Origin of the sequence: Microbacterium sp. NPDC079176 (assembly GCF_040686675.1) — a bacterium.
Classification (GTDB): Bacteria; Actinomycetota; Actinomycetes; order Actinomycetales; family Microbacteriaceae; genus Microbacterium.
In genome coordinates this window covers 277,341-296,748 of sequence record NZ_JBFBLM010000004.1, presented here as the reverse complement: position 1 = coordinate 296,748, position 19,408 = coordinate 277,341, and the positions used below count along the sequence as shown (strand labels likewise).

Below are 19,408 nucleotides of genomic sequence, written 5' to 3'. Positions count from 1 at the left end.
CCGAGATGCCGATCCGGTGGAATTCCGGGACCGACGGTGGTGCGAGGCCCAGCCTCGCTAGTCCGGAAGGGAGGCAGCACGGTGCGCCGCCGCGCGCGCGTTCTGCCGACGTCTCCCTCGAGGAGATCCCCCGGAGCCTCAGAGAGGACCACGGATGGCAGTGAACGAGGCGGAACGCCGGGCGATGACCCGTGCGCTCGAGCTCGCGACGCTCGGCCCTCGCGGAGTGAACCCGCAGGTCGGCGCCGTCGTCCTCTCCCCCGACGGCGAGATCATCGCCGAAGGCTGGCACCATGGCGCCGGCACCCCGCATGCCGAGGTCGACGCCCTCTCGAAGCTCGCACCGGGAGCCGCGCACGGCGCGACGGCCGTGGTGACTCTCGAACCCTGCAATCACACCGGGCGTACCGGTCCCTGCGCGCTCGCGCTCATCGATGCCGGTGTCTCGCGGGTCGTCTACGCGCTCGACGACCCCGGTGCCGTGTCGGGCGGCGGCGCCGATCGCCTGCGCTCGGCGGGTGTGAGCGTCGATGCCGGCGAACAGGCAGGAATCGCGCACTCGATCATCGACGGCTGGCTCACCGCGCAGCGCCTCGGCCGCCCGCACGTCACCGTGAAATGGGCGCAGTCGCTCGACGGTCGCGCCGCGGCATCCGACGGCTCGAGCCAGTGGATCACCGGGCCGCAGGCCCGAGCCGACGTGCATCGGCGTCGTGCCGCAGCAGATGCGATCGCCGTCGGAACCGGCACCGTGCTCTCCGATGACCCTTCTCTCACCGCTCGCGACGGCGATGTGCTGTTCGAGAACCAGCCGGTGCCGGTCGTCATCGGCTCGCGGCCCACGCCCGACGATGCCGCGATCCGGCGGCACCCGCAGACGCCGCTCTTCTACGACACCCGCGATCTGCACTCGGTTCTCGCAGACCTGCACTCCCGCGGAGTCCAGAGCGTGTTCGTCGAAGGCGGTCCGACGCTGGCGAGCGCCTTCATCGCCGCAGGTCTCGCCGACCGGGTTCTCGCCTACATCGCCCCGGTGCTGCTCGGCGGCGACCGTCTGGCACTCACCGACATCGGCGTCGGCTCGATCGACGCCGCCCGCCGTCTGACGATCGACGAATGGCTGCCCCTCGGAGCAGATCTTCTCGCGATCGCCTCCCCCGCGAATCATCTGGAAGAAGGAGCCCCCTGATGTTCACCGGAATCATCGAGGAGATCGGCGAGATCACTGCGATCGCACCCGCCGGAGACGGGTGGCGTCTGACCGTGCGCGCTGCGAAGGCCGCATCGGACGCGATCCACGGCGAATCGATCGCAGTGTCGGGCGTGTGCCTCACCGTCGTCGGCTCGACCGCCGACACCTTCGACGCGGATGTGATGAAGCAGACCCTCGACGTCGCAGCCCTCGGCGGCGCATCCGTCGGCACCCGCGTGAACATCGAGAAGGCGATGCCGGTCGGGGCGCGCCTCGGCGGCCACATCGTGCAGGGTCACGTCGACGGCGTCGGCAGCATCGTCGAGGTGCGACCGGGAGAGCAGTGGAGCGTGCTGCGCGTCTCACTGCCCGACGATCTCGCCCCGCTCGTCGTAGACAAGGGATCCATCTCCGTCGACGGCACCTCGCTCACCGTGAGCGCAGTCAGCGAGGCCGGTGCGACCGAGCACTGGTTCGAGGTGTCGCTGATCCCTGAGACCCTCGCCGCCACCACCCTCGGCTCTCGCACGGTCGGAGACCGCGTGAACCTCGAGACCGACATCCTCGCCCGCCATGTCGAACGCCTTCTGGCGTTCCGGGCAGCACCGGAAGGAGGCTCGCTGTGAGCCTTTCCACCATCCCCGAGGCCCTCGAGGCCCTGCGCGCCGGGCGCCCCGTGCTCGTCGCGGACGACGAGAACCGCGAGAACGAGGGCGACGTCATCCTCTCGGCCGAGCTCGCGACGCCCGAGTGGGTGGCCTGGACAGTTCGCTGGTCGTCGGGATTCATCTGCGCGCCGATGCCGACCGATCTCGCCGACAACCTCAACCTGCAGCCGATGGTCGCCGCCTCCGAAGACGCGCGCTCGACCGCGTACACCGTGAGCGTCGACGCCGCAGAGGGCGTGACCACCGGGATCAGCGCACACGACCGCGCGCACACGCTGAACGTGCTGGCGAACCCCGCGTCGACCGCGACGAGCATCATCCGCCCCGGTCACGTCCTGCCCCTGCGGGCGGTCGACGGCGGTGTGCGCGAGCGCAGCGGTCACACCGAAGCCGCGGTCGATCTGATGAAGCTCGCGGGGCTCCGCCCGGTCGGCGCGATCGCCGAGGTCGTCGCCGAGGACGGCAGCATGATGCGTCTTCCCGGCCTGCTCGAGCTCGGGCAGCGCGACGGCGTGCCCGTCATCACCATCGAGCAGCTCATCGCCCACCTCAATGAGATCGACCCCACCGGCTGGGCTCCCGAACGCGCCAGCCGCAGAGTGAGCCTCAGGGCCGACGCGACCGTGCCGACGACGCACGGCACCTTCCGCTTCCTCGCCTACAAGGACCGGGTCACCGGCACCGACCACATCGCCGTCGTCTCGGGCGAACCGGGTGAGACCGCCCTCGTGCGGGTGCACTCGGAGTGCTTGACCGGCGAGGCCTTCGGGTCGCTGAAGTGCGAGTGCGGCCCGCAGCTCGATGCGGCACTCGACGCGATCGAGCAGGACGGCGGCATCGTCATCTACATGCGCGGCCACGAGGGTCGGGGCATCGGTCTCATCAACAAGCTCCGCGCCTACAGCCTGCAGGAGGAGGGCCTCGACACGGTCGATGCCAACCTCGCACTCGGGCTTCCCGCCGATGCCCGCGACTATGCGGCCGCCGCCGGCATCCTCGCCGACCTCGGGGTGTCGAAGGTGCGCCTGCTGACGAACAACACCGACAAGGTGAACCAGCTGCGCGGCCTCGGACTCGACGTGGTCGAGCAGGTGCCGCTGATCGTCGGAGTCGGCCCGAACAACCACCAGTACCTCGAGACCAAGCGTGACCGCATGGGTCACATCATCGGAGAGGCAGAGCTCGCTGAGGCTCTCGCCGAAGGAAAGAAGGACGACGCATGAGCGGCGCAGGAGCACCCCAGACGGAGAAGATCGACGGACGCGGACTCGATGTCGTCATCGTCGCAGGCACGTGGCACGAGACCATCTCGAACGGCCTGATCGCCGGCGCCGAGCGCGTGCTGAACGAGGCCGGCGCCACGCACCGCCTCGTGCGCGTGCCCGGGTCGTTCGAACTCGCGCTCGCGGCGCAGGCCGCCTTCGCCGGCGGCGCGGACGCGGTGATCGCACTCGGCGTGATCATCCGCGGCGGCACCCCCCACTTCGAGTACGTCTCGGCGGCCACGACCGACGGGCTGACGAGGGTCGCACTCGACGCGGGCAAGCCGGTCGGCTTCGGCGTCCTCACCCTCGACGACGAGAAGCAGGGCCTCGATCGTGCCGGACTCGAGGGATCGAAGGAAGACAAGGGTGCGGAGGCTGCGGATGCCGCGCTGCGCACCGCGCTCGTCACGCGCGCGCTGCGCGGCTGAGGTCAGCCTGCCCTTGCTGGCGTGCGCACCCCGCGTGCTCATAGCGTGAGGGCATGGAGACTCTGCGTCACGTCGTTCTGTTCGTCCACCTGATCGGCTTCGCCGCGCTCTTCGGCGCCTGGGCGGTGCAGGCCTTCGGCGGCAAGCGCGAGTTCACCCGTCTGATGAGCATCGGCATGACGATCGCCGCGATCGCAGGCCTCGCACTCGCCGCACCGTGGGGTCTCCCCGAGGGCGTCGAGATGAACTACGCCAAGATCGGCACGAAGCTCGTCGTGCTCCTGGTGATCGGCGCGCTCCTCGGCATCGGCACCTCGAAGCAGCGCAAGTCCGGCTCCGTGCCCGTCGCGATGTTCTGGCTCGTCGGCATCCTGACGGCGCTCAACGCAGGCATCGCGACCATCTGGCGCTGAGCCGCGCATCACTCGGTCACGAGCGCAGCGGCACCCGCACGTCGGCTCCGGCCTCCTCGGTCAGCCGTTCGCCCATCTGTGCGAACGTCGGCTGGGCGATGAACCCTCCCGCGAACAGCGCCTGCCCCTGGGCGAATCCCTGGGCCCGGCGGATGTCGTCCTCCCCGACGAAGCCGAACACGTCGGCCAGCTCGGCGATGTCCCGCGGGGCGTTCACGCGCATCAGGCCGAGGTTGTCGCACTGCGAGAGCACGTTGGGGTGGATCTTGGTCGGGCGCTGCGTCGACAGGAGGAGCCAGAGTCCGAACTTGCGTCCCTCCGCAGCGATCTGCACGAGCCTCTCGGTGAGAGCCCTCTCGACGGCGGTGCGCGGCTCGGGCGAGCAGAGGTTGTGCGCCTCGTCGATCACGATGAGAAGGGGGCGACGGCTCTCTCGCTGCGTCCAGAGGGACTCGAGCACCGCGAGGGCCGCGACCTTCGGTTCGGCGGGATGATCGAATCCTCCGAGATCCAGGACGGTCACCCGCGGCCGCTCATCGACCACGTCGACGACAGATCCCGCGCCTCGCGACCACAGATCCCACTCGAGCACCTGCAGGTTCTCCATCCGATTCGCGAGCCTGATATGCGCGGGATCACCCGTCGCGCGGAACCCCCTGAGCATCTCGTCGGCGTCGAAGTCCGTGGTGCTCACCGACCAGTGCAGCAGCGCGTTGTACTCTTCGGCGTCGGCGATCGGATCGATCTGCAGCACGGCGGCCTTCGCGGCGGGAGACAGATCGACATACCGGGCATGAACCTTGTCACCCTCCCCGTGGCCCGACCGGAACACGCGGATGTCGGTCTGCGCGATGGCGGCCGCATGCTCGGTCGACGCGCCCGCTCTCGTCTCCGCCAGCCTGACGAAGTCGGCGTTCGGATCGAGGATGAGCATCGGCAGCTCGGTGCGCAGCAGGAGCTGCTCGAGGACGACGCCGAGCGCATAGGTCTTGCCACTGCCGCTCTGCCCGCACCAGAACGTGTGCCTGTTGAAGCGACGTGCATCCAGCTGCACGGTTGCGTCCGCATCGTCCGTCATCGTGCCGATGGTCAGTTCGGTCATGCCCTGCCTCCAGCCCTTCGTCGGCTATGACGCGAGCGCCTTCGCCTTGAGCGTCTCGAACTCGGCCTGGGTGATCACGCCCGAGTCGAGCAGACCTCGTGCCTTCGTGATGTCGTCAGCCGGCGAAGACCCCGCGGTCTCCCGGATGTAGGCGGTCTGCGCCGCGTGCAACTCGGCGATCTGCTCGCCGCGCCGCTGCGCCATCCCCTGCCCTCGGGCGATGAGGTACACGAGTGATGTCAGGAACGGGAGGAAGACGAGGAAGATGATCCACACCGCTTTCAGCCATCCGTTCAGAGAGCTGTCTCGGAAGAGGTCACCGATGATCGTGAAGACGACCATGAGGTAGGAGATGAAGACGAAGGACCAGAAGAACCAGGCCACGAGATCCCAGATGGACATGCGCGATCCCTTTCGATCGGAGGTGGTGAGTACCAGGTCTGAAGTTAGCCAGGCGCGGATGCCCCCGCGTCACCCTGCCCGGGTGACCCGGCGTCAGATGCAGGGACCGGATTCACCGAGATGACCTCGATGTGGAGGTCGTCGAATGCCCCGAGCAGGCCCAGCAGGCGCGGCTGATCATCGATCGGTCCGAGGATGCTCGTCAGTCCACCAGGACGAGGCTGCACCGTGAAGCCATCCAGTGCCTGTGCGAGCTGGGGGCTCATTCGTCCGCGGACGAGCACTTCGAAGACCTGGGTCATGACGGCAGCCTCCCTGGGGTGCACGAGCGGCGTGAACGCGCGAGCGCGACGGTCCCATGATGGACGCGCGGATCGCGGGCGTCCTCATCCTCTGCGGATGATCTGAAGTCGCTGTGGATGACGCGGCCGCGCCCTGCCATACTGACACCGGATTCGCCGATGACAGCCATACCTCCCCCGCCGGCTCACGCCGTCGAGCGACCACGATTGCGAAGTCGACTCGACGCGGCGCTGAACGCGCCCCTCAGCGTGGTCGTCGCTCCGGCCGGTTCCGGCAAGACCGTGCTGGTGTCGCAATGGGCGGCATCGCACCCCGACGTGCGCGTCAGCTGGATCGGGCTGGAGCCGGCCGACAGCGATCCACGCCGCCTGCTCGATCACCTGCTGAGTGCGGTGCTGCCCCACGGCCGCGGGACGAGAGACCTCGGACGGCCTCATGCAGTCAACGCGCGCGCCTTGGGGCGTCCTGTCCTCGAGTCTCTCGTCGGCGTCTTCCGCGAGCATCCCCCCGTCGTGCTCGTGCTCGACGACCTGCACCATCTCGCCGGATCGCCGCTGCTGCCCGACCTCTGGTGGCTCGCCGACAATGTTCCCGAGCACACCCACCTCATCTTCTCGTCACGTATCGACTACGGCCTCGGCTGGGGTCACCATCGACTGAGCCACTCGCTGATCGAGCTGCGACAGAGCGACCTCGCGCTCGATGAGGCCGCGAGTGCGACGCTGCTCGAGCGGATCATCGGCGCTCCAGTCAGTCCTCGCACCCTCACAGCAGTGATGGAGCGCACTGAGGGATGGGCCGCCGGTGTCGTGCTGACCGGTCTCGGTCTGCGCAATGAAGACGATCCGGAGCACTTCGCGAGTGAACTTCGCGGCACCGATCGCCTCATCTCCGAGTATCTCAGCGAACAGGCCCTGGCCCAGCAGCCGCCCGAGCGACGGTCGCTGCTGCTGCACCTGTCGGGCCTCGACCGGATGTCCGCGGAACTCGTCGAGTCGATCCTCTTCGTCGACGACGCGACCTCGCTGTTCGAGGAGCTCGAGAGAGAGTCGATGTTCCTCGTCGCCCTCGATCGAAACCGGGAGTGGTTCCGCTTTCACCCGATGTTCCGAGAGCTCCTGCGCTACCGGTTGAAGGCCGAGCACCCCGGAGCGGCGACCGAGATCTGCACGGCCGCGGCCGATTGGCACCTCGCCCGGGGTGATGCGCCTTCAGCCATCGACTACCTCCTCGAGGCCGGATCGTGGGAGCGGGCGGCGACCGTCATCTCCGGACACGGCCGCGAGGTGCTCGAACGCAACGACACGGTGTCGGTCAGTCGGTGGCTCGATGCTTTGCCGGCAGAGTTCCGTGCGACCCGACCTGACGTCGAGATCCTCCGCGGGATGCTGCTGATGATGAACGGAGACGCGGCCCGAGCCGAGGACGTGCTGCGCGAACAGGCCGATCGGCCAACGCTCACACCGGGCCGTTCGGTGGTCATTCATACGTTCCTCGCCGCGCGGGCGCAGTTCCGGTCTGACCCCCGCATCGCACTGCAGGCTGCGGAGTCGGCTGCGGCACTGCTCAGCGAGCATCCCGATCTGCACCCGCCCGAGCTGCTGGGTCTCACGCACCCGCACCTGCTGCGCACGAGTTCGCTGACCTCGGCGGGCCGAGCGCTCTTCCTCTCGGGCGATCTCACCGCGGCGCGACGACGATTCGACGAGGCGCTCGCCGCGCCAGGGGGCCAGTACAGCCTGTATCGCATCCATCTTCTCGGCTCGCTCGCGCTGCTGGAAGCGTGGGCAGGACGGCTGCGCCGTGCCGCGGCGGTCTCCGAGGAGGCACTGGATCTCGCCGCCGAGACCGGCCTGCTCGCACATCCGTCGCCGGCGGACGCCTTCCTGGCGGCGGCACTCGCATCGATCGAGCGAGCCACGCCGTCCTTCGCCGCGGTGTCCCTGCACGAGGGTGCGCTCCGCGCCGCCGCGAACCACCGCACTCAGCTCATGTGGATCGCGCACCTTGAGACGGTTCTCAGCAAGGGAGACGCCGTGGACCCGGTCGAGCGTCTGCCGTCGACCCCGCCTCCGATCGTCGCGGTGGCGCTCGAGGCCGAAGAGGCTCGCGCACTCCGCCTCGCGCATGCACCGAACGGCGGGTTGCGCCATCCGACCGCAGGACGCTGGTCTCCTCTGACCTTCGAGGCGACAGCCGCCGCACTGACGCGCAACCGTCCCGACCTCGCTCGTGCCCACCTCGATGTGGTCACCCCGGAGCCGCCCGAGTCGATGCCGCGCGCCCGTGTGGAACAGCTCCTCCTCCGCTCGTGGCTCGATGCCCGCGAGCGTGGGACGGGCGCGGGTGCGGAAGCCATGCACAAGGCCCTCGATCTGGCGTCACGGCATGATCTGGTCGCCGTCTTCGTGCGCGCCGGCCCCGAGGTCATGCGCCTGATCGCCGACCTCCCCGGCACCTCGACGCCGTTCCGCGCCACCGTGCTGGAGAGGGCGAGCCTGCTCCGCCGCGCCCGCGCGACCTCGCCCGAACTGGCCGAGCAACTGACCGACCGCGAGCTCGAGATCCTCACCTACCTTCCGACTCGCATGACCAACACCGAGCTGGCAGCCCGCTGCTATGTGTCGCCCAACACGATCAAGACCCACATGGCTCACATCTACCGAAAGCTCGCGGTGCCCAACCGCAACACGGCCGTCGCGCGCGCACAGGACCTCGGCCTGATCTGACCCCGCGGTATATCGCCCTGAAAGGGTGACGCGGCCGTGCGCCCTGCGCCCGAGAGTGGCACCGTGAGCGATGCGAGCGTGCCTGAGGAGTCACCCCCTCAGCTTCGGCGCGCCACACGCGGGCCGCGACCACGCAGCATCCAGATCACCGTGACGCGCCCCCTGCTGTTCGGCTTCGCGCTGGTTCTCGGCGGGCTCGGCGCGTTCGTCCTCGGCGTCGCCGCGAGCTCGGTCGCCACGATCCTCATCTACATCGCGATTGCCCTCTTCGTCGCCCTCGGCCTCGACCCGGTGATCCGCTGGCTGGAGGCACACCGGGTGTCGCGAACGCGCGGACTGCTGATCGTCTCGGGCGGCTTCCTCGTCTTCCTCGCCGTCGTGATCGGGTTCATCCTCCCGCCCGCCCTGGTGCAGGTGGGCGAGTTCGCACGCTCCATCCCCGCGGCCATCGCCGACTTCCGCACCTCGGAGGCGTACACAGCCTTCGAAGCACAGGTCGGAGATGTCGTCGGAACCGCACTCGATCAACTCGCGGCGTTCTTCGCGGATCCCGGCAACCTGCTCGCCGTCGGAGGCGGAGTGCTCGCCGTGGGTTTCGGCGTCGGCAACGCGATCTCCGGTGTGATCATCGTCGTCGTCCTCACGCTGTACTTCCTCGCGTCGCTGTCGCCCATCAAGTCCGCGTTCTACTCGCTCGCACCCGCGCGCGATCGAGCCAGACTCCGATCGCTCACGGAGCAGATCACCGACTCGATCGGCGGATATCTCATCGGGATGGTGGTGCTCGCCGCCTGCAATGCGGTGTTCGCGACCCTCCTGCATCTGATATTGGGGCTCCCAGCTCCTGCGTTCATGGGGCTGGCCGCCTTCCTGATCACCCTGATACCGCTCATCGGTCCGGTCGCGTACTGGATCTTCGCCTCGGTCGTCGCGCTGTTCAGCGACCCCCTGCTCGCGCTGATCTTCGCGGTGCTGTATCTGATCTACATGCAGTTCGAGGCATATCTGCTGACTCCGCGCATCATGAACAGGGCGATCGCGGTGCCAGGGTCGCTCGTGATCATCGGGGCGCTCATCGGCGGGGCCCTGCTCGGTCTGCTCGGCGCACTGGTGTCGATCCCGATCACCGCCGCGATACTTCTGATCATCAAGCAGGTCCACATCCCGCGTCAGAACGCGAGAGTCTGAGGACGGAGAATCACATGGCACGATCCACGGTCCAGGAGCTGCAGCGGCGCCTCGCTGCCCTCGAAGCCGAGAACAGCGCCCTCCGTGGCGGCATCCCGGCGGCAACCCCCGCCTCGACACCCGATCCGGTCGGGTCGCGCCGCCGATCCCGCGGGTGGGGACGCACTCTCTCGGCCACCGTCCTCATCGTGCTGGGAACGCTCATCGCACCCGTCGCCCTCGTCGCTGCCTGGGGCAACGTGCAGCTCACCGACACCGATCGATTCGTCGCGAGCTACGCCGTGCTCGCGAGCGATCCTGACGTGCAGTCCGCGGTCACCGATCAGGTTGTCGAGGCGATCGAGGGACAGGTCGACATACCGACCCTCACCACGGACGTGATCGACGGCATCATCGACCTCGGCACCGGCCCCGCGGCGACTCGTGCACTGGAGTTGCTGAAGGGACCCGCTGCGCAGGGTCTGCAATCGCTCGTGGGAACCCTGGTCGAGCGCTTCGTCGAGTCCGAAGCGTTCGCGAACGTCTGGGCGTCGGCGCTCCGCATCAGCCACGCGCAGGTGGTGTCCGCGCTGCAGGACGATCCGGATGCGGCCATCGCACTCGGGTCCGACGGCACGATCGGGATTCAGCTGGCGCCGATCATCGACGCCGCGAAAGAAGTGCTCGTCGACCAGGGCGTCGGATTCGCGGCGTCGATTCCGACGGTCGATCGCACGATCACCGTCGCGCAGGTCGATTCCCTCGCCTCGGTCCAGCTCGCCTACGAGCTGGTGGTGGCCGCTGGACTCTGGTTGCCCTGGGTGGCGATCGTGTTCCTCGCCGCCGGCGTGGTCGTCGCGCGACGACGCTCGGTCGCGCTGGTCACCGCAGCGCTCTCCCTCGGTCTCGTGATGCTGATCGTGCTCGCGGGTCTCGCCATCGGCAGGGTGCTCTTCGACGCCGCTCTGCGCAGCAACGGCATCCCCGCGGATGCCGGGGGCGCGATCTACGAACTGGTCGGCGGCGCCATGCGCGACACCGCCGTGGCTGTGCTCGTGCTCGCGCTCGTCACCGCCGTGGTCGCGTGGTTCGCCGGCCCCTTCGACGTTCCACGACGACTTCGCGCCGTCGTCCACGGTGGCGCCGCCTCGCTGCGCGGCACCCTTGACCGGCGCGGCCTGAGCAGCGGACGCGTCGGCACGTGGATGTACTCGAGACGCGCTCTCCTGAGGGCTGCGATCATCGTGGCCGGTGCGGCGGTCGTGCTGCTCGTACGGCCGCTCACCCCCGCACTCGTGCTGTGGACTCTGGCCCTGTCGCTGCTCGTCGTCCTCGTCCTGGAGGTCGTCGAACGTCCGTCGTCCGACGATGACGATGCCGATGCCGATGCCGATGCCATCGATGCCGTGGCGGCTGAGGACGACGCGCGGGACGAGATCTCGCGTGAGAAGGCTGCCCTCGCCTCCACCGACTCCCTTGGCCGAGCCAGCTCATGACTCGGTCCCCGGAGGTCGCGAAGCCGTTCGCCGAGCGGCGCGATGAAGGACGCGCCGCTCGATCGCGAATGCCCCGGTCGCAGCTCGCAGCATGGTCACCGGCCACGGACCGGCCGGATCCCATCTATCTGCTCGAGGAGCAGGGGCGATCACGGGTGCAGGAACTCACGCCGGTGCGGTACGCGCGCATGGCCGCGTCCCCGCTCGCCTTCTATCGGGGGGCGGCCCTGCACATGGCATCGGACCTCGCCTCGTCCGAGCACACCGGCATCATCGCGCAGCTCTGCGGAGACGCGCACCTGTCGAACTTCGGACTGTTCAGCTCCCCTGAGCGGCACCTGATCTTCGATATCAACGACTTCGATGAGACGCTTCCAGGGCCGTTCGAGTGGGATGTGAAACGACTCGCGGCGAGCTTCGCGGTGGCCAGCAGGCAGCGTGGATTCAGCGCTGACGAGGAGCGCGCCTGCGTCGTGGCCGCGGCACAAGGCTATCGCACCGCGATGAGGGCGGCGGCCAAGTCGAGGGTGCTCGACGCCTGGTACGACCGACTCGACGCAGAGAGTGCGAGGCTGTCGACCCGTCAGGCACAGCTCGACCGGCAGGTGGGAGACGAGGAGGTGCGCCGGCTGGACGCGACGATCGACAAGGCGCGAAAACGCGATCATCGGAAGGCTTTCAAGAAGCTGGTGCGCGTCGTCGACGGCCACCTGCGCATCGTCGCGGCGCCGCCGCTGATCGTCCCCGTCGAGGATCTCATCCGCGACGCGGGGCGCGCGGCAGACGAAGCGGATGTGATGCACCAGGTGTTGGGCGCGTATCGGACGACGCTCGTCAGCGAACGGCATCCGATCGCCGAGTACAGGTACCGACACATGGCTCGAAAGGTCGTCGGTGTCGGAAGCGTGGGGACACGCGCCTGGGTGCTCCTGCTCAGCGGACGCGACGACGACGACCCTCTGCTCCTTCAGGCGAAGGAGGCTCAGGCATCTGTGCTGGAGCGCTTCCTCGGGCCGAGCGAGTTCGACGACCACGCGGAACGCGTCGTGCGGGGCCAGCGCCTCATGCAGGCATCCAGCGACATCTTCCTCGGATGGCAATCCGTCGTCGGTCTCGACGGGCAGCCCCGCGACTTCTACATCCGGCAGCTGCAGGACGGGAAGGGGGGAATCGACCCGGACACGATGAGCGTGCGGGGTGCGATCCTGTACGCGCGGATCTGCGGGGAGACACTGGCTCGAGCCCATTCCCGCTCGGGAGACCGGGTGCAGATCGCGGGGTACATGGGGCGGAGCGAGATGTTCGAGGAGGCGATCGCGGACTTCGCCGCGGCGTACGCCGATCAGAACGACAGCGACTTCCGGGCTCTGAAGACGGCTCTGGCATCGGGGCGACTGCCGAGCGAGCACGGACCGGTGTGAGGCGCCTCCATGGGATCCCGATACACGATGCGTGAACCCGCGATTCTCGGGGCACACGTCGCGAGGCCGGTGCCCGGATGGCCGTCCGGTTATTGGCTCGTGCTCGCGCTGCTCGTGCTCACCTACGGGCTGTGCGCCGCTCAGGGCACGACCGACCCGAGCCCGCCGGCGTTCGTGGTGCAACTGGTCACCGTCGCCGTCGTGCTTCGCGTGACCGAGGCCCACGCCCGGGTGCAGCGCATCGCCTGGATCGTGCTCTCGGCGGCGGGCATCGCCGCGATCGTGGTCGCAGTGTTCGACCTGCAGGGACACGCACTCGACATCGCGCTGTCGGCGGCGTCGATGGTCGCGTTCCTCATCGCACCGGTCGCGATCATCAGACACCAGGTCACGCGGCGGGGCCTGGATGCCGAGGCTCTGCTCGCCGCGATCTCGGCGTACGTCCTGGTGGGCATGTTCTTCGCTCTCGTCTACAACCTCGGCGCGCTTCTGACCATCTCGCCGACCTTCGGTGGGGAGGTCGTCGATTCCCTCTCGAGCCAGCTGTTCTTCTCGTACACGACGCTCACGACCACCGGCTACGGCAACATCGTTCCGGTGAGCCCCGCCGTGCAGGGAATCGCCGTCGCCGAGGCGGTCACCGGACAGCTGTTCCTGATCACGGCCGTGGCGCGGATCATGCGCGGCAACCGCCGTCCCGCGTCCGAGGCGGCCCCCGAGGTATCGCCCGCACCTGCACACGCACCCACGCCCGAGGAGATGTCATGAAGAAGTGGAACGTCGTCATCGTGCTCGGCGCCGCGCAGTTCGTCATGGTGCTTGACGGAACCGTCATGAACGTGTCGATATCGACGGTCGTGAGCGATCTCGACACCTCCGTGACGGCGATGCAGGCGGCGATCACGTTCTACACCCTGACCATGGCGGCGTTCATGCTCTTCGGGGCGAAGCTCGGCGATGTGTGGGGTCGACGCCGCGCCTTCGTGATCGGTTCGTGCGTCTATGCCGCAGGCTCCCTCATCACGGCGCTGAGTCCGTCCGTGGGGTTCCTGTTCCTCGGGTGGTCGATCATCGAGGGGCTGGGCGCGGTGCTGGTGATCCCCGCAATCGCCGCCCTCGTCGCCGACAACTACCGAGGTGCCGAGCGCGTCACGGCCTTCGCCGTCATCGGCGCCGTGTCGGGTGCGGCCGTCGCGGCTGGTCCGTTGATCGGCGGAGCGGTGACCACCTACTCGAGCTGGCGGTTCGTCTTCGTCGCCGAGGTGGTGATCATGCTGGGCGTCGTGCTGTGCGCTCGCATCATCGCCGATTCCACCCCGCGACAGAGCATCCGCATCGACATCGGCAGCGTGCTGCTCTCGTCTGCCGGTCTCGTCCTGATCGTCTTCGGCATGCTGCAGAGCAAGACGTGGGGGTGGGTGCTGCCCCTGTACACGCCGGAGATCGCGGGCATCCCCATCGCACCCCTCGGAGTCTCTCTGACGACCTGGTGCATCGCGCTCGGCGCCGCTCTGATCACGCTCTTCATCAGGTGGCAGCGACGGCTGATGCGCGACGGCCGATCTCCTCTGATGCAGCCGGACCTGTTCTCCATCACGACTCTGCGCAGCGGGCTCTCGGTACTCGGCGCCCAGTACGCCGTGACGGCAGGGCTGTTCTTCATGGTCCCGGTCTACCTGCAGATGACACTCGGATTCGACGCGCTCGAGACGGGCATCAAGATCTTCCCGCTCTCGGTCTCGTTGATCCTCTTCTCGATCATCGGCACCGCTCTGTCTCGGCGGTGGTCGCCTCGCCGCATCGTGAGAGCCGGGCAGTCGACCCTCGTGCTCAGCGCCGTCCTGCTGCTCGGCTCGGTGACCGAGGACCTCCGCGGCGGCCTGTTCGCGGTCGGCATGTTCCTCGCCGGCAGCGCTCTCGGTCTTCTGGCCTCGCAGCTCGGCAACGTCAACATGTCGAGCGTGAGCGAGAAGGACACGAGTGAAGCCGGCGGACTGCAGGGCGTCTTCCAGAATCTCGGCTCATCGCTCGGAACAGCGTTGATCGGGTCGCTGCTGATCGGGGCGCTGTCGACCTCGTTCGCGTCGGGAGTCGCCGTGAGCGATCTTCCGAACGACGTGCGCGAGACGGTGAGCGCCGCGACAGACCGCGGCGTCACAGTGGTGCCCGCAGCCGACGTCACCGGAATCGGGGAAGCGGCCGGCCTCAGCGACGAGGACTCGAGCGAACTCGCCGACATCTACCGCGAGTCGCAGCTCTCGTCACTCCGCGTGTCGTTCGTCGGGCTGATCGTGATCAGCCTGCTGTCGATCCTGTTCTCGCGGGGCATCCCGGCAGGGTTGTCGATCCGGCGAAAAGACGGCGCCGACGTGGCGGAGAAGGCCTGATCGGCGTGTCCCTCGCCGTGTGAACTCAGATCCGCGGCGCTGCCGTGCTCTCGCGCACGATGAGCTCGGTGCCGACGAGCGGCGTCTGACTGCGCTCTCCCCCATCGAGCTCGGCGAGGAGGGCGTCGACCGCGAGAGCGCCGACCTTCTCGGGATGCTGCTGCACCGTGGTCAGCGGCGGCCACAGTTGGGCGGCATCCGGCAGGCCGTCGAACCCGACCACGCTGACGTCGCCGGGAATGTCTCGACCGGCCTCGCGGAATGCCCGCACGACGCCGATCGCCATCTGGTCGTTCGCCGCGAACACGGCGGTGACGCCGTCGTCGTCACGCAGGCGGAGCCCGGCGCGATAGCCGGATTCGGCTGACCAGTCGCCCTGCAGCGGCTCGGGTGCCTCGATGCCGCGATCCATGAGAGTCGAGCGCCAGGACTCGCGTCGACGCTCTGCGGAATAGGACTTCGCCGGTCCTGCGACGTGCCAGACGGTCTCATGGCCGAGGTCGAGCAGGTGCTCGGTCGCGAGGCGCGCACCCTGAGCCTGATCCGTGTCGACGAACGGGTGAGTCGTGCCGCGGTTCGAGTCGACGAGCACGACGGGCAGACCGTCGGGGATCTCGACCTCGGCCTCGTCGAGCTGATGCGCCTCGATCACGATGATGATCCCGTCGACGGCGTGCTCCTCCAGGCGGCGGAAGGCTCCCGCGACGGTGTCGCGGGCACTCGACTCGACGGGGATGAGGGTGAGGGCGTATCCCATCTGCGAGGCGCGCACGGCGATCGCATCGAGCGTGCGCTGGTTGCCGTACGAGCTGAAGGAGAACATGATGACGCCGATCGCCCGGAATCGGCCGGATCGCAGCGCACGAGCCGCACTGTTGGGCCGGTAGCCGAGCCGCTGCATGGCGTCTTCGACGCGCTCCCTGGTGGCGGCGCCGACGTAGCCGCGCGCGTTCACGACGCGCGACACGGTCTGTCCGGAGACACCGGCCTCGCGGGCCACGTCCTCCATGGAGGGGTCTCGCCGCCGCTGCGGCGGCTCTGCCGACTGTACCGAGGTCACGAGCACTCATCCATTCATGTGTTGACGTTGACACACTAGCAGTGCATCGAATATGTTGACGTTGACACACGGCGCCGTGAGCGCCCGATCTCTAAGAAGGTTCTCGTCAATGACGACTCAAGATTCCGCAGCCCTGGCGGACCACGGCATCCGCCGGCGCGAGAAGCGCGACTGGAAGGGATGGGCCTTCGTCGGCCCGTTCATGGTCGTCTTCGCCCTGGTCTTCCTGACCCCGCTCGCCTACGCGCTCTACCTCAGCTTCTTCCAGGAGAAGCTGATCGGCGGCACGGCGTTCGTCGGGTTCGACAACTACGTCCGCGCGCTCACCGACCCGCAGTTCTGGGAGGCTTTCGGCCGCGTGGTGCTGTTCCTCGTGGTGCAGGTGCCGATCATGCTCGTCCTGGCGCTGGCCGCGGCGCTCGCCCTCGACAGCGCACGTCTGCGCGGCGCATCGTTCTTCCGCATCCTGATCTTCCTGCCGTACGCGGTGCCCGCGGTAGTCGCGGTGCTCATGTGGGGGTACATCTACGGCGACCAGTTCGGTCTGACGTCGAACTTCAACGACTTCCTCGGCAGCGACCTCATCACGCCCTTCGCCCGGGAGTGGATCCTGGTCTCGATCGGCAACATCGTGACCTGGCAGTTCGTCGGCTACAACATGCTGATCTTCTACTCGTCGCTGAAGACCATCCCCACCGACATGTACGAGGCGGCGTCGCTCGACGGCGCGGGCGCATGGCGCACGATCTTCTCGATCAAGATCCCCTCGGTGCGCGGTGCTCTCGTGATCGCCACGATCTTCTCGATCATCGGCAGCTTCCAGCTCTTCAACGAACCCAACATCCTGCGGCCCCTGGCTCCGAACGTGATCACGACGTACTTCACCCCCAACATGTACGCGTACAACCTCTCGTTCGCCGGACAGCAGTTCAACTACGCCGCGACGATCGCCATCATCATGGGCGTCATCACCGCAGTGATCGCCTACGTCGTGCAGCTGCGCGGCTCGAAGTCGGAGGTGCGCTGACATGGCACTCCCCCTCGCCCGTCCCTCGCAGAAGCGCCACGATCTGATGAATCCGCGCAAGTCGAAGATCCTGCTGATCGTCATGGTGATGTACGCCCTGTACACACTGGTGCCGCTCGTCTGGCTGCTGTTCAGCTCGACCAAGACGCAGTCCGGGCTGTTCAGCTCGTTCGGGCTCTGGTTCTCCGACGACTTCGCATTCGTCGACAACTTGGTGGCGACCTTCTCGTATCAGGACGGCATCTTCCTGCGCTGGCTCGGCAACACGCTGCTCTACGTCGTGGTCGGCGCCGGAGGCGCGACGCTGCTCGCCACCATGGCCGGCTACGGCCTGGCGAAGTACCGCTTCCCCGGCCGCCGCGCGGTGTTCGCCGTCGTGCTCGGCGCGGTCGCCGTGCCGGGCACCGCCCTCGCCGTGCCGACCTTCCTGCTCTTCAGCGAGCTCGGGCTCACGAACACCGCGTGGGCGGTGATCATCCCCTCGCTGATCAGCCCGTTCGGTCTGTACCTGATCTGGGTGTTCGCGTCGGAGTCCGTGCCGACCGAGCTGCTGGAAGCGGCCCGCATCGACGGCGCCGGAGAGTTCCGCACCTTCTTCACGATCTCGATGCGACTGCTCGCACCGGGCATCGTGACGGTGACCCTGTTCACCGTGGTCGCGACGTGGAACAACTACTTCCTGCCGCTGATCATGCTCTCCGACCCGGCCTGGTACCCGCTCACCGTCGGCCTGAACCAGTGGAGCGCTCAGGCGATCGGCGCCGGATCTCAGCCGATCTACAACCTCGTGATCATGGGCTCCCTCCTCACCATCATCCCGATCGTCATCGCCTTCCTGCTGCTGCAGAGGTTCTGGCAGTCAGGTCTCACCGCCGGAAGCGTCAAGCAGTAGCCTCCGGCACCCTCCGCACCGCCCCCCTGTCGGTCCGACGCTGGACCGCACCCCCGAAAGGACACAGCAATGAAGCACCTTCCCTCACCCGCCGCACGGCGCACCCTCACGGTGCTCGCGGCCGGAACCGTGGCAGCGCTGGCGCTGGCCGGCTGCAGCACCGGCGACTCCGGCTCCGGCGGCAGCGCTGCCGGCGACGGCTCGTTCGACTCCGTCGAGGCCGCTCTCGAGAAGGGCGGCGAGATCACGTACTGGTCGTGGACCCCCTCCGCCGAGGCTCAGGTCGAGGCGTTCGAGAAGGAGTACCCGAACGTCAAGGTGAACGTGGTCAACGCGGGCACCAACAACGAGGAGTACACCAAGCTGCAGAACGCCATCAAGGCGGGCTCCGGCGCCCCCGACGTCGTGCAGATGGAGTACTACGCCTTCCCGCAGTTCGCGCTGACGGATGCCTTCGTCGACCTCTCGCAGTACGGCTTCGCCGACTTCGAGGACGACTACACCGCCTCGACCTGGAACTCCGTCACCGACGGCGACGCGATCTACGGCCTCCCGCAGGACTCCGGCCCCATGGCGCTCTTCTACAACAAGGCCGTGTTCGACGCCGCCGGCGTCACCGTACCCACCACGTGGGACGAGTACTACGAGGCGGCGAAGGCGATCCACGCCGCGAACCCCGACGCCTACATCACGAACGACACCGGCGACGCCGGCTTCGCGACCTCGATGATCTGGCAGGCCGGCGGCAAGCCGTTCGAGACGTCGGGCACCGACGTCACGATCGACCTGCAGGACGACGGATCGAAGAAGTGGACCGAGAACTGGAACCGCCTCGTCGAGGAGGACCTGCTCGCGCCCTACGGCAGCTGGAGCGACGAGTGGTTCCGCGCTCTCGGCGACGGCAGCCTCGCGACCCTCGTGATCGGCGCCTGGATGCCGGGCAACCTGATCACGGGCGCCCCCGACGGTGCCGGTGACTGGCGCGTCGCTCCGATGCCGACCTACGACGGCACCCCGGCGACCGCGGAGAACGGCGGCGGCGGCCAGGCCGTGACCACGCAGAGCAAGAACCCGGCACTCGCCGCCGGATTCCTGTGGTGGCTGAACAACTCGGAGGAGAGCATCTCGACGTTCCTCGAGTCCGGCGGATTCCCGTCGACGACCGCCGAGCTGTCGAGCGAGGAGTTCCTCGCCGACGCGCCCGAGTACTTCGGCGGCCAGAAGATCAACGAGGTCCTCGCCGCAGCGGCCGACGACGTGGTCGAGGGCTGGAGCTACCTGCCCTACCAGGTCTACGGCAACAGCATCTTCGGAGACACCGTGGGCCAGTCGTACCAGAACGGCACCGACCTGAACGAAGGCCTCATGACCTGGCAGGACGCGCTGGTCGAGTACGGCAACTCGCAGGGCTTCGCCGTCAACAAGTAATCGCACGTCCGGGCCGGACGGGGACTCG

General features: G+C 68.0%; 18 protein-coding genes. 14 read left to right on the top strand and 4 right to left on the bottom strand.

The genetic code is table 11. The features are described 5' to 3' along the window. The first annotated feature begins 154 nt into the window (after nucleotides 1-154). Genes ribD through AB0P11_RS11795 form a run of 5 tightly spaced genes read left to right on the top strand, consistent with a single transcriptional unit; the run spans nucleotide 155 to nucleotide 3,966 of the window. Nucleotides 155-1,189, top strand: a complete 1,035-nt coding sequence (gene ribD / locus AB0P11_RS11815; protein ID WP_363522128.1) for a bifunctional diaminohydroxyphosphoribosylaminopyrimidine deaminase/5-amino-6-(5-phosphoribosylamino)uracil reductase RibD — start codon at nucleotides 155-157, stop codon at nucleotides 1,187-1,189. Then, nucleotides 1,189-1,818, top strand: a complete 630-nt coding sequence (locus AB0P11_RS11810; RefSeq protein WP_056277889.1) for a riboflavin synthase — start codon at nucleotides 1,189-1,191, stop codon at nucleotides 1,816-1,818. The genes ribD and AB0P11_RS11810 overlap by 1 nt, the downstream gene beginning before the upstream one ends. Next, nucleotides 1,815-3,083, top strand: a complete 1,269-nt coding sequence (gene ribA, locus AB0P11_RS11805) for a GTP cyclohydrolase II (protein WP_285363106.1) — start codon at nucleotides 1,815-1,817, stop codon at nucleotides 3,081-3,083. Before AB0P11_RS11810 ends, ribA begins: the two co-directional genes overlap by 4 nt. Then, complete coding sequence (ribH, locus tag AB0P11_RS11800) at nucleotides 3,080-3,553, top strand: 6,7-dimethyl-8-ribityllumazine synthase (RefSeq protein WP_056277883.1); 474 nt, start codon at nucleotides 3,080-3,082, stop codon at nucleotides 3,551-3,553. Before ribA ends, ribH begins: the two co-directional genes overlap by 4 nt. A gap of 53 nt (nucleotides 3,554-3,606) precedes the next feature. Beyond that, a complete protein-coding gene (locus AB0P11_RS11795; RefSeq protein WP_363522126.1) occupies nucleotides 3,607-3,966 on the top strand; it encodes a Fe-S protein in 360 nt (119 codons plus the stop codon). Nucleotides 3,967-3,982: 16 nt separating this feature from the next. On the opposite strand, the gene AB0P11_RS11790 is transcribed toward AB0P11_RS11795, so the two are convergent. From AB0P11_RS11790 to AB0P11_RS11780, 3 genes are read right to left on the bottom strand one after another with little or no spacing between them, the layout of a single operon-like run. Next, on the bottom strand, nucleotides 3,983-5,068 hold the full coding sequence (locus AB0P11_RS11790) for an ATP-binding protein (RefSeq protein ID WP_285363107.1): 1,086 nt from the start codon (nucleotides 5,066-5,068) through the stop codon (nucleotides 3,983-3,985). A gap of 24 nt (nucleotides 5,069-5,092) precedes the next feature. Beyond that, entirely contained in the window at nucleotides 5,093-5,470 is a 378-nt protein-coding gene (locus tag AB0P11_RS11785; protein WP_363522123.1) for an SHOCT domain-containing protein, read from the bottom strand. Nucleotides 5,471-5,514: 44 nt separating this feature from the next. Next, nucleotides 5,515-5,772: a hypothetical protein gene (locus AB0P11_RS11780; protein ID WP_056277873.1), complete on the bottom strand. Its 258-nt coding sequence runs from the start codon at nucleotides 5,770-5,772 to the stop codon at nucleotides 5,515-5,517. A gap of 159 nt (nucleotides 5,773-5,931) precedes the next feature. Between AB0P11_RS11780 and AB0P11_RS11775 the strand changes: the two genes are divergently transcribed. The 6 genes from AB0P11_RS11775 to AB0P11_RS11750 all read left to right on the top strand — a co-directional run bounded on the left by AB0P11_RS11775 (nucleotide 5,932) and on the right by AB0P11_RS11750 (nucleotide 14,973). Next, complete coding sequence (locus AB0P11_RS11775) at nucleotides 5,932-8,502, top strand: LuxR C-terminal-related transcriptional regulator (protein WP_363522121.1); 2,571 nt, start codon at nucleotides 5,932-5,934, stop codon at nucleotides 8,500-8,502. A gap of 63 nt (nucleotides 8,503-8,565) precedes the next feature. After that, on the top strand, nucleotides 8,566-9,690 hold the full coding sequence (locus tag AB0P11_RS11770) for an AI-2E family transporter (RefSeq protein WP_230100680.1): 1,125 nt from the start codon (nucleotides 8,566-8,568) through the stop codon (nucleotides 9,688-9,690). Between the two features lie 14 nt (nucleotides 9,691-9,704). After that, nucleotides 9,705-11,165 carry a hypothetical protein gene (locus tag AB0P11_RS11765; RefSeq protein ID WP_363522119.1) on the top strand — a complete coding sequence of 487 codons (1,461 nt, stop codon included), beginning with the start codon at nucleotides 9,705-9,707 and terminating at the stop codon, nucleotides 11,163-11,165. Continuing rightward, on the top strand, nucleotides 11,162-12,586 hold the full coding sequence (locus AB0P11_RS11760; RefSeq protein ID WP_230100682.1) for a DUF2252 domain-containing protein: 1,425 nt from the start codon (nucleotides 11,162-11,164) through the stop codon (nucleotides 12,584-12,586). Before AB0P11_RS11765 ends, AB0P11_RS11760 begins: the two co-directional genes overlap by 4 nt. 9 nt (nucleotides 12,587-12,595) lie before the next feature. Beyond that, nucleotides 12,596-13,354, top strand: a complete 759-nt coding sequence (locus AB0P11_RS11755; protein WP_363522117.1) for an ion channel — start codon at nucleotides 12,596-12,598, stop codon at nucleotides 13,352-13,354. Continuing rightward, nucleotides 13,351-14,973: an MFS transporter gene (locus AB0P11_RS11750; protein ID WP_056277862.1), complete on the top strand. Its 1,623-nt coding sequence runs from the start codon at nucleotides 13,351-13,353 to the stop codon at nucleotides 14,971-14,973. Before AB0P11_RS11755 ends, AB0P11_RS11750 begins: the two co-directional genes overlap by 4 nt. A 25-nt stretch (nucleotides 14,974-14,998) precedes the next feature. Here AB0P11_RS11750 and AB0P11_RS11745 read toward each other — a convergent pair whose 3' ends face one another. After that, on the bottom strand, nucleotides 14,999-15,982 hold the full coding sequence (locus tag AB0P11_RS11745) for a LacI family DNA-binding transcriptional regulator (RefSeq protein WP_363522347.1): 984 nt from the start codon (nucleotides 15,980-15,982) through the stop codon (nucleotides 14,999-15,001). Between the two features lie 160 nt (nucleotides 15,983-16,142). On the opposite strand from AB0P11_RS11745, the gene AB0P11_RS11740 reads away from it, so the two are divergent. The 3 genes from AB0P11_RS11740 to AB0P11_RS11730 all read left to right on the top strand — a co-directional run bounded on the left by AB0P11_RS11740 (nucleotide 16,143) and on the right by AB0P11_RS11730 (nucleotide 19,380). Continuing rightward, nucleotides 16,143-17,060 carry a sugar ABC transporter permease gene (locus AB0P11_RS11740; protein ID WP_056277859.1) on the top strand — a complete coding sequence of 306 codons (918 nt, stop codon included), beginning with the start codon at nucleotides 16,143-16,145 and terminating at the stop codon, nucleotides 17,058-17,060. Nucleotides 17,061-17,106: 46 nt separating this feature from the next. Then, nucleotides 17,107-17,952 (top strand): carbohydrate ABC transporter permease, encoded by an 846-nt coding sequence (locus AB0P11_RS11735; RefSeq protein ID WP_363522345.1) that lies wholly within the window; start codon nucleotides 17,107-17,109, stop codon nucleotides 17,950-17,952. A 69-nt stretch (nucleotides 17,953-18,021) separates the two neighbouring features. Next, nucleotides 18,022-19,380, top strand: a complete 1,359-nt coding sequence (locus AB0P11_RS11730; RefSeq protein WP_320491256.1) for a sugar ABC transporter substrate-binding protein — start codon at nucleotides 18,022-18,024, stop codon at nucleotides 19,378-19,380. Nucleotides 19,381-19,408 lie beyond the last annotated feature (28 nt).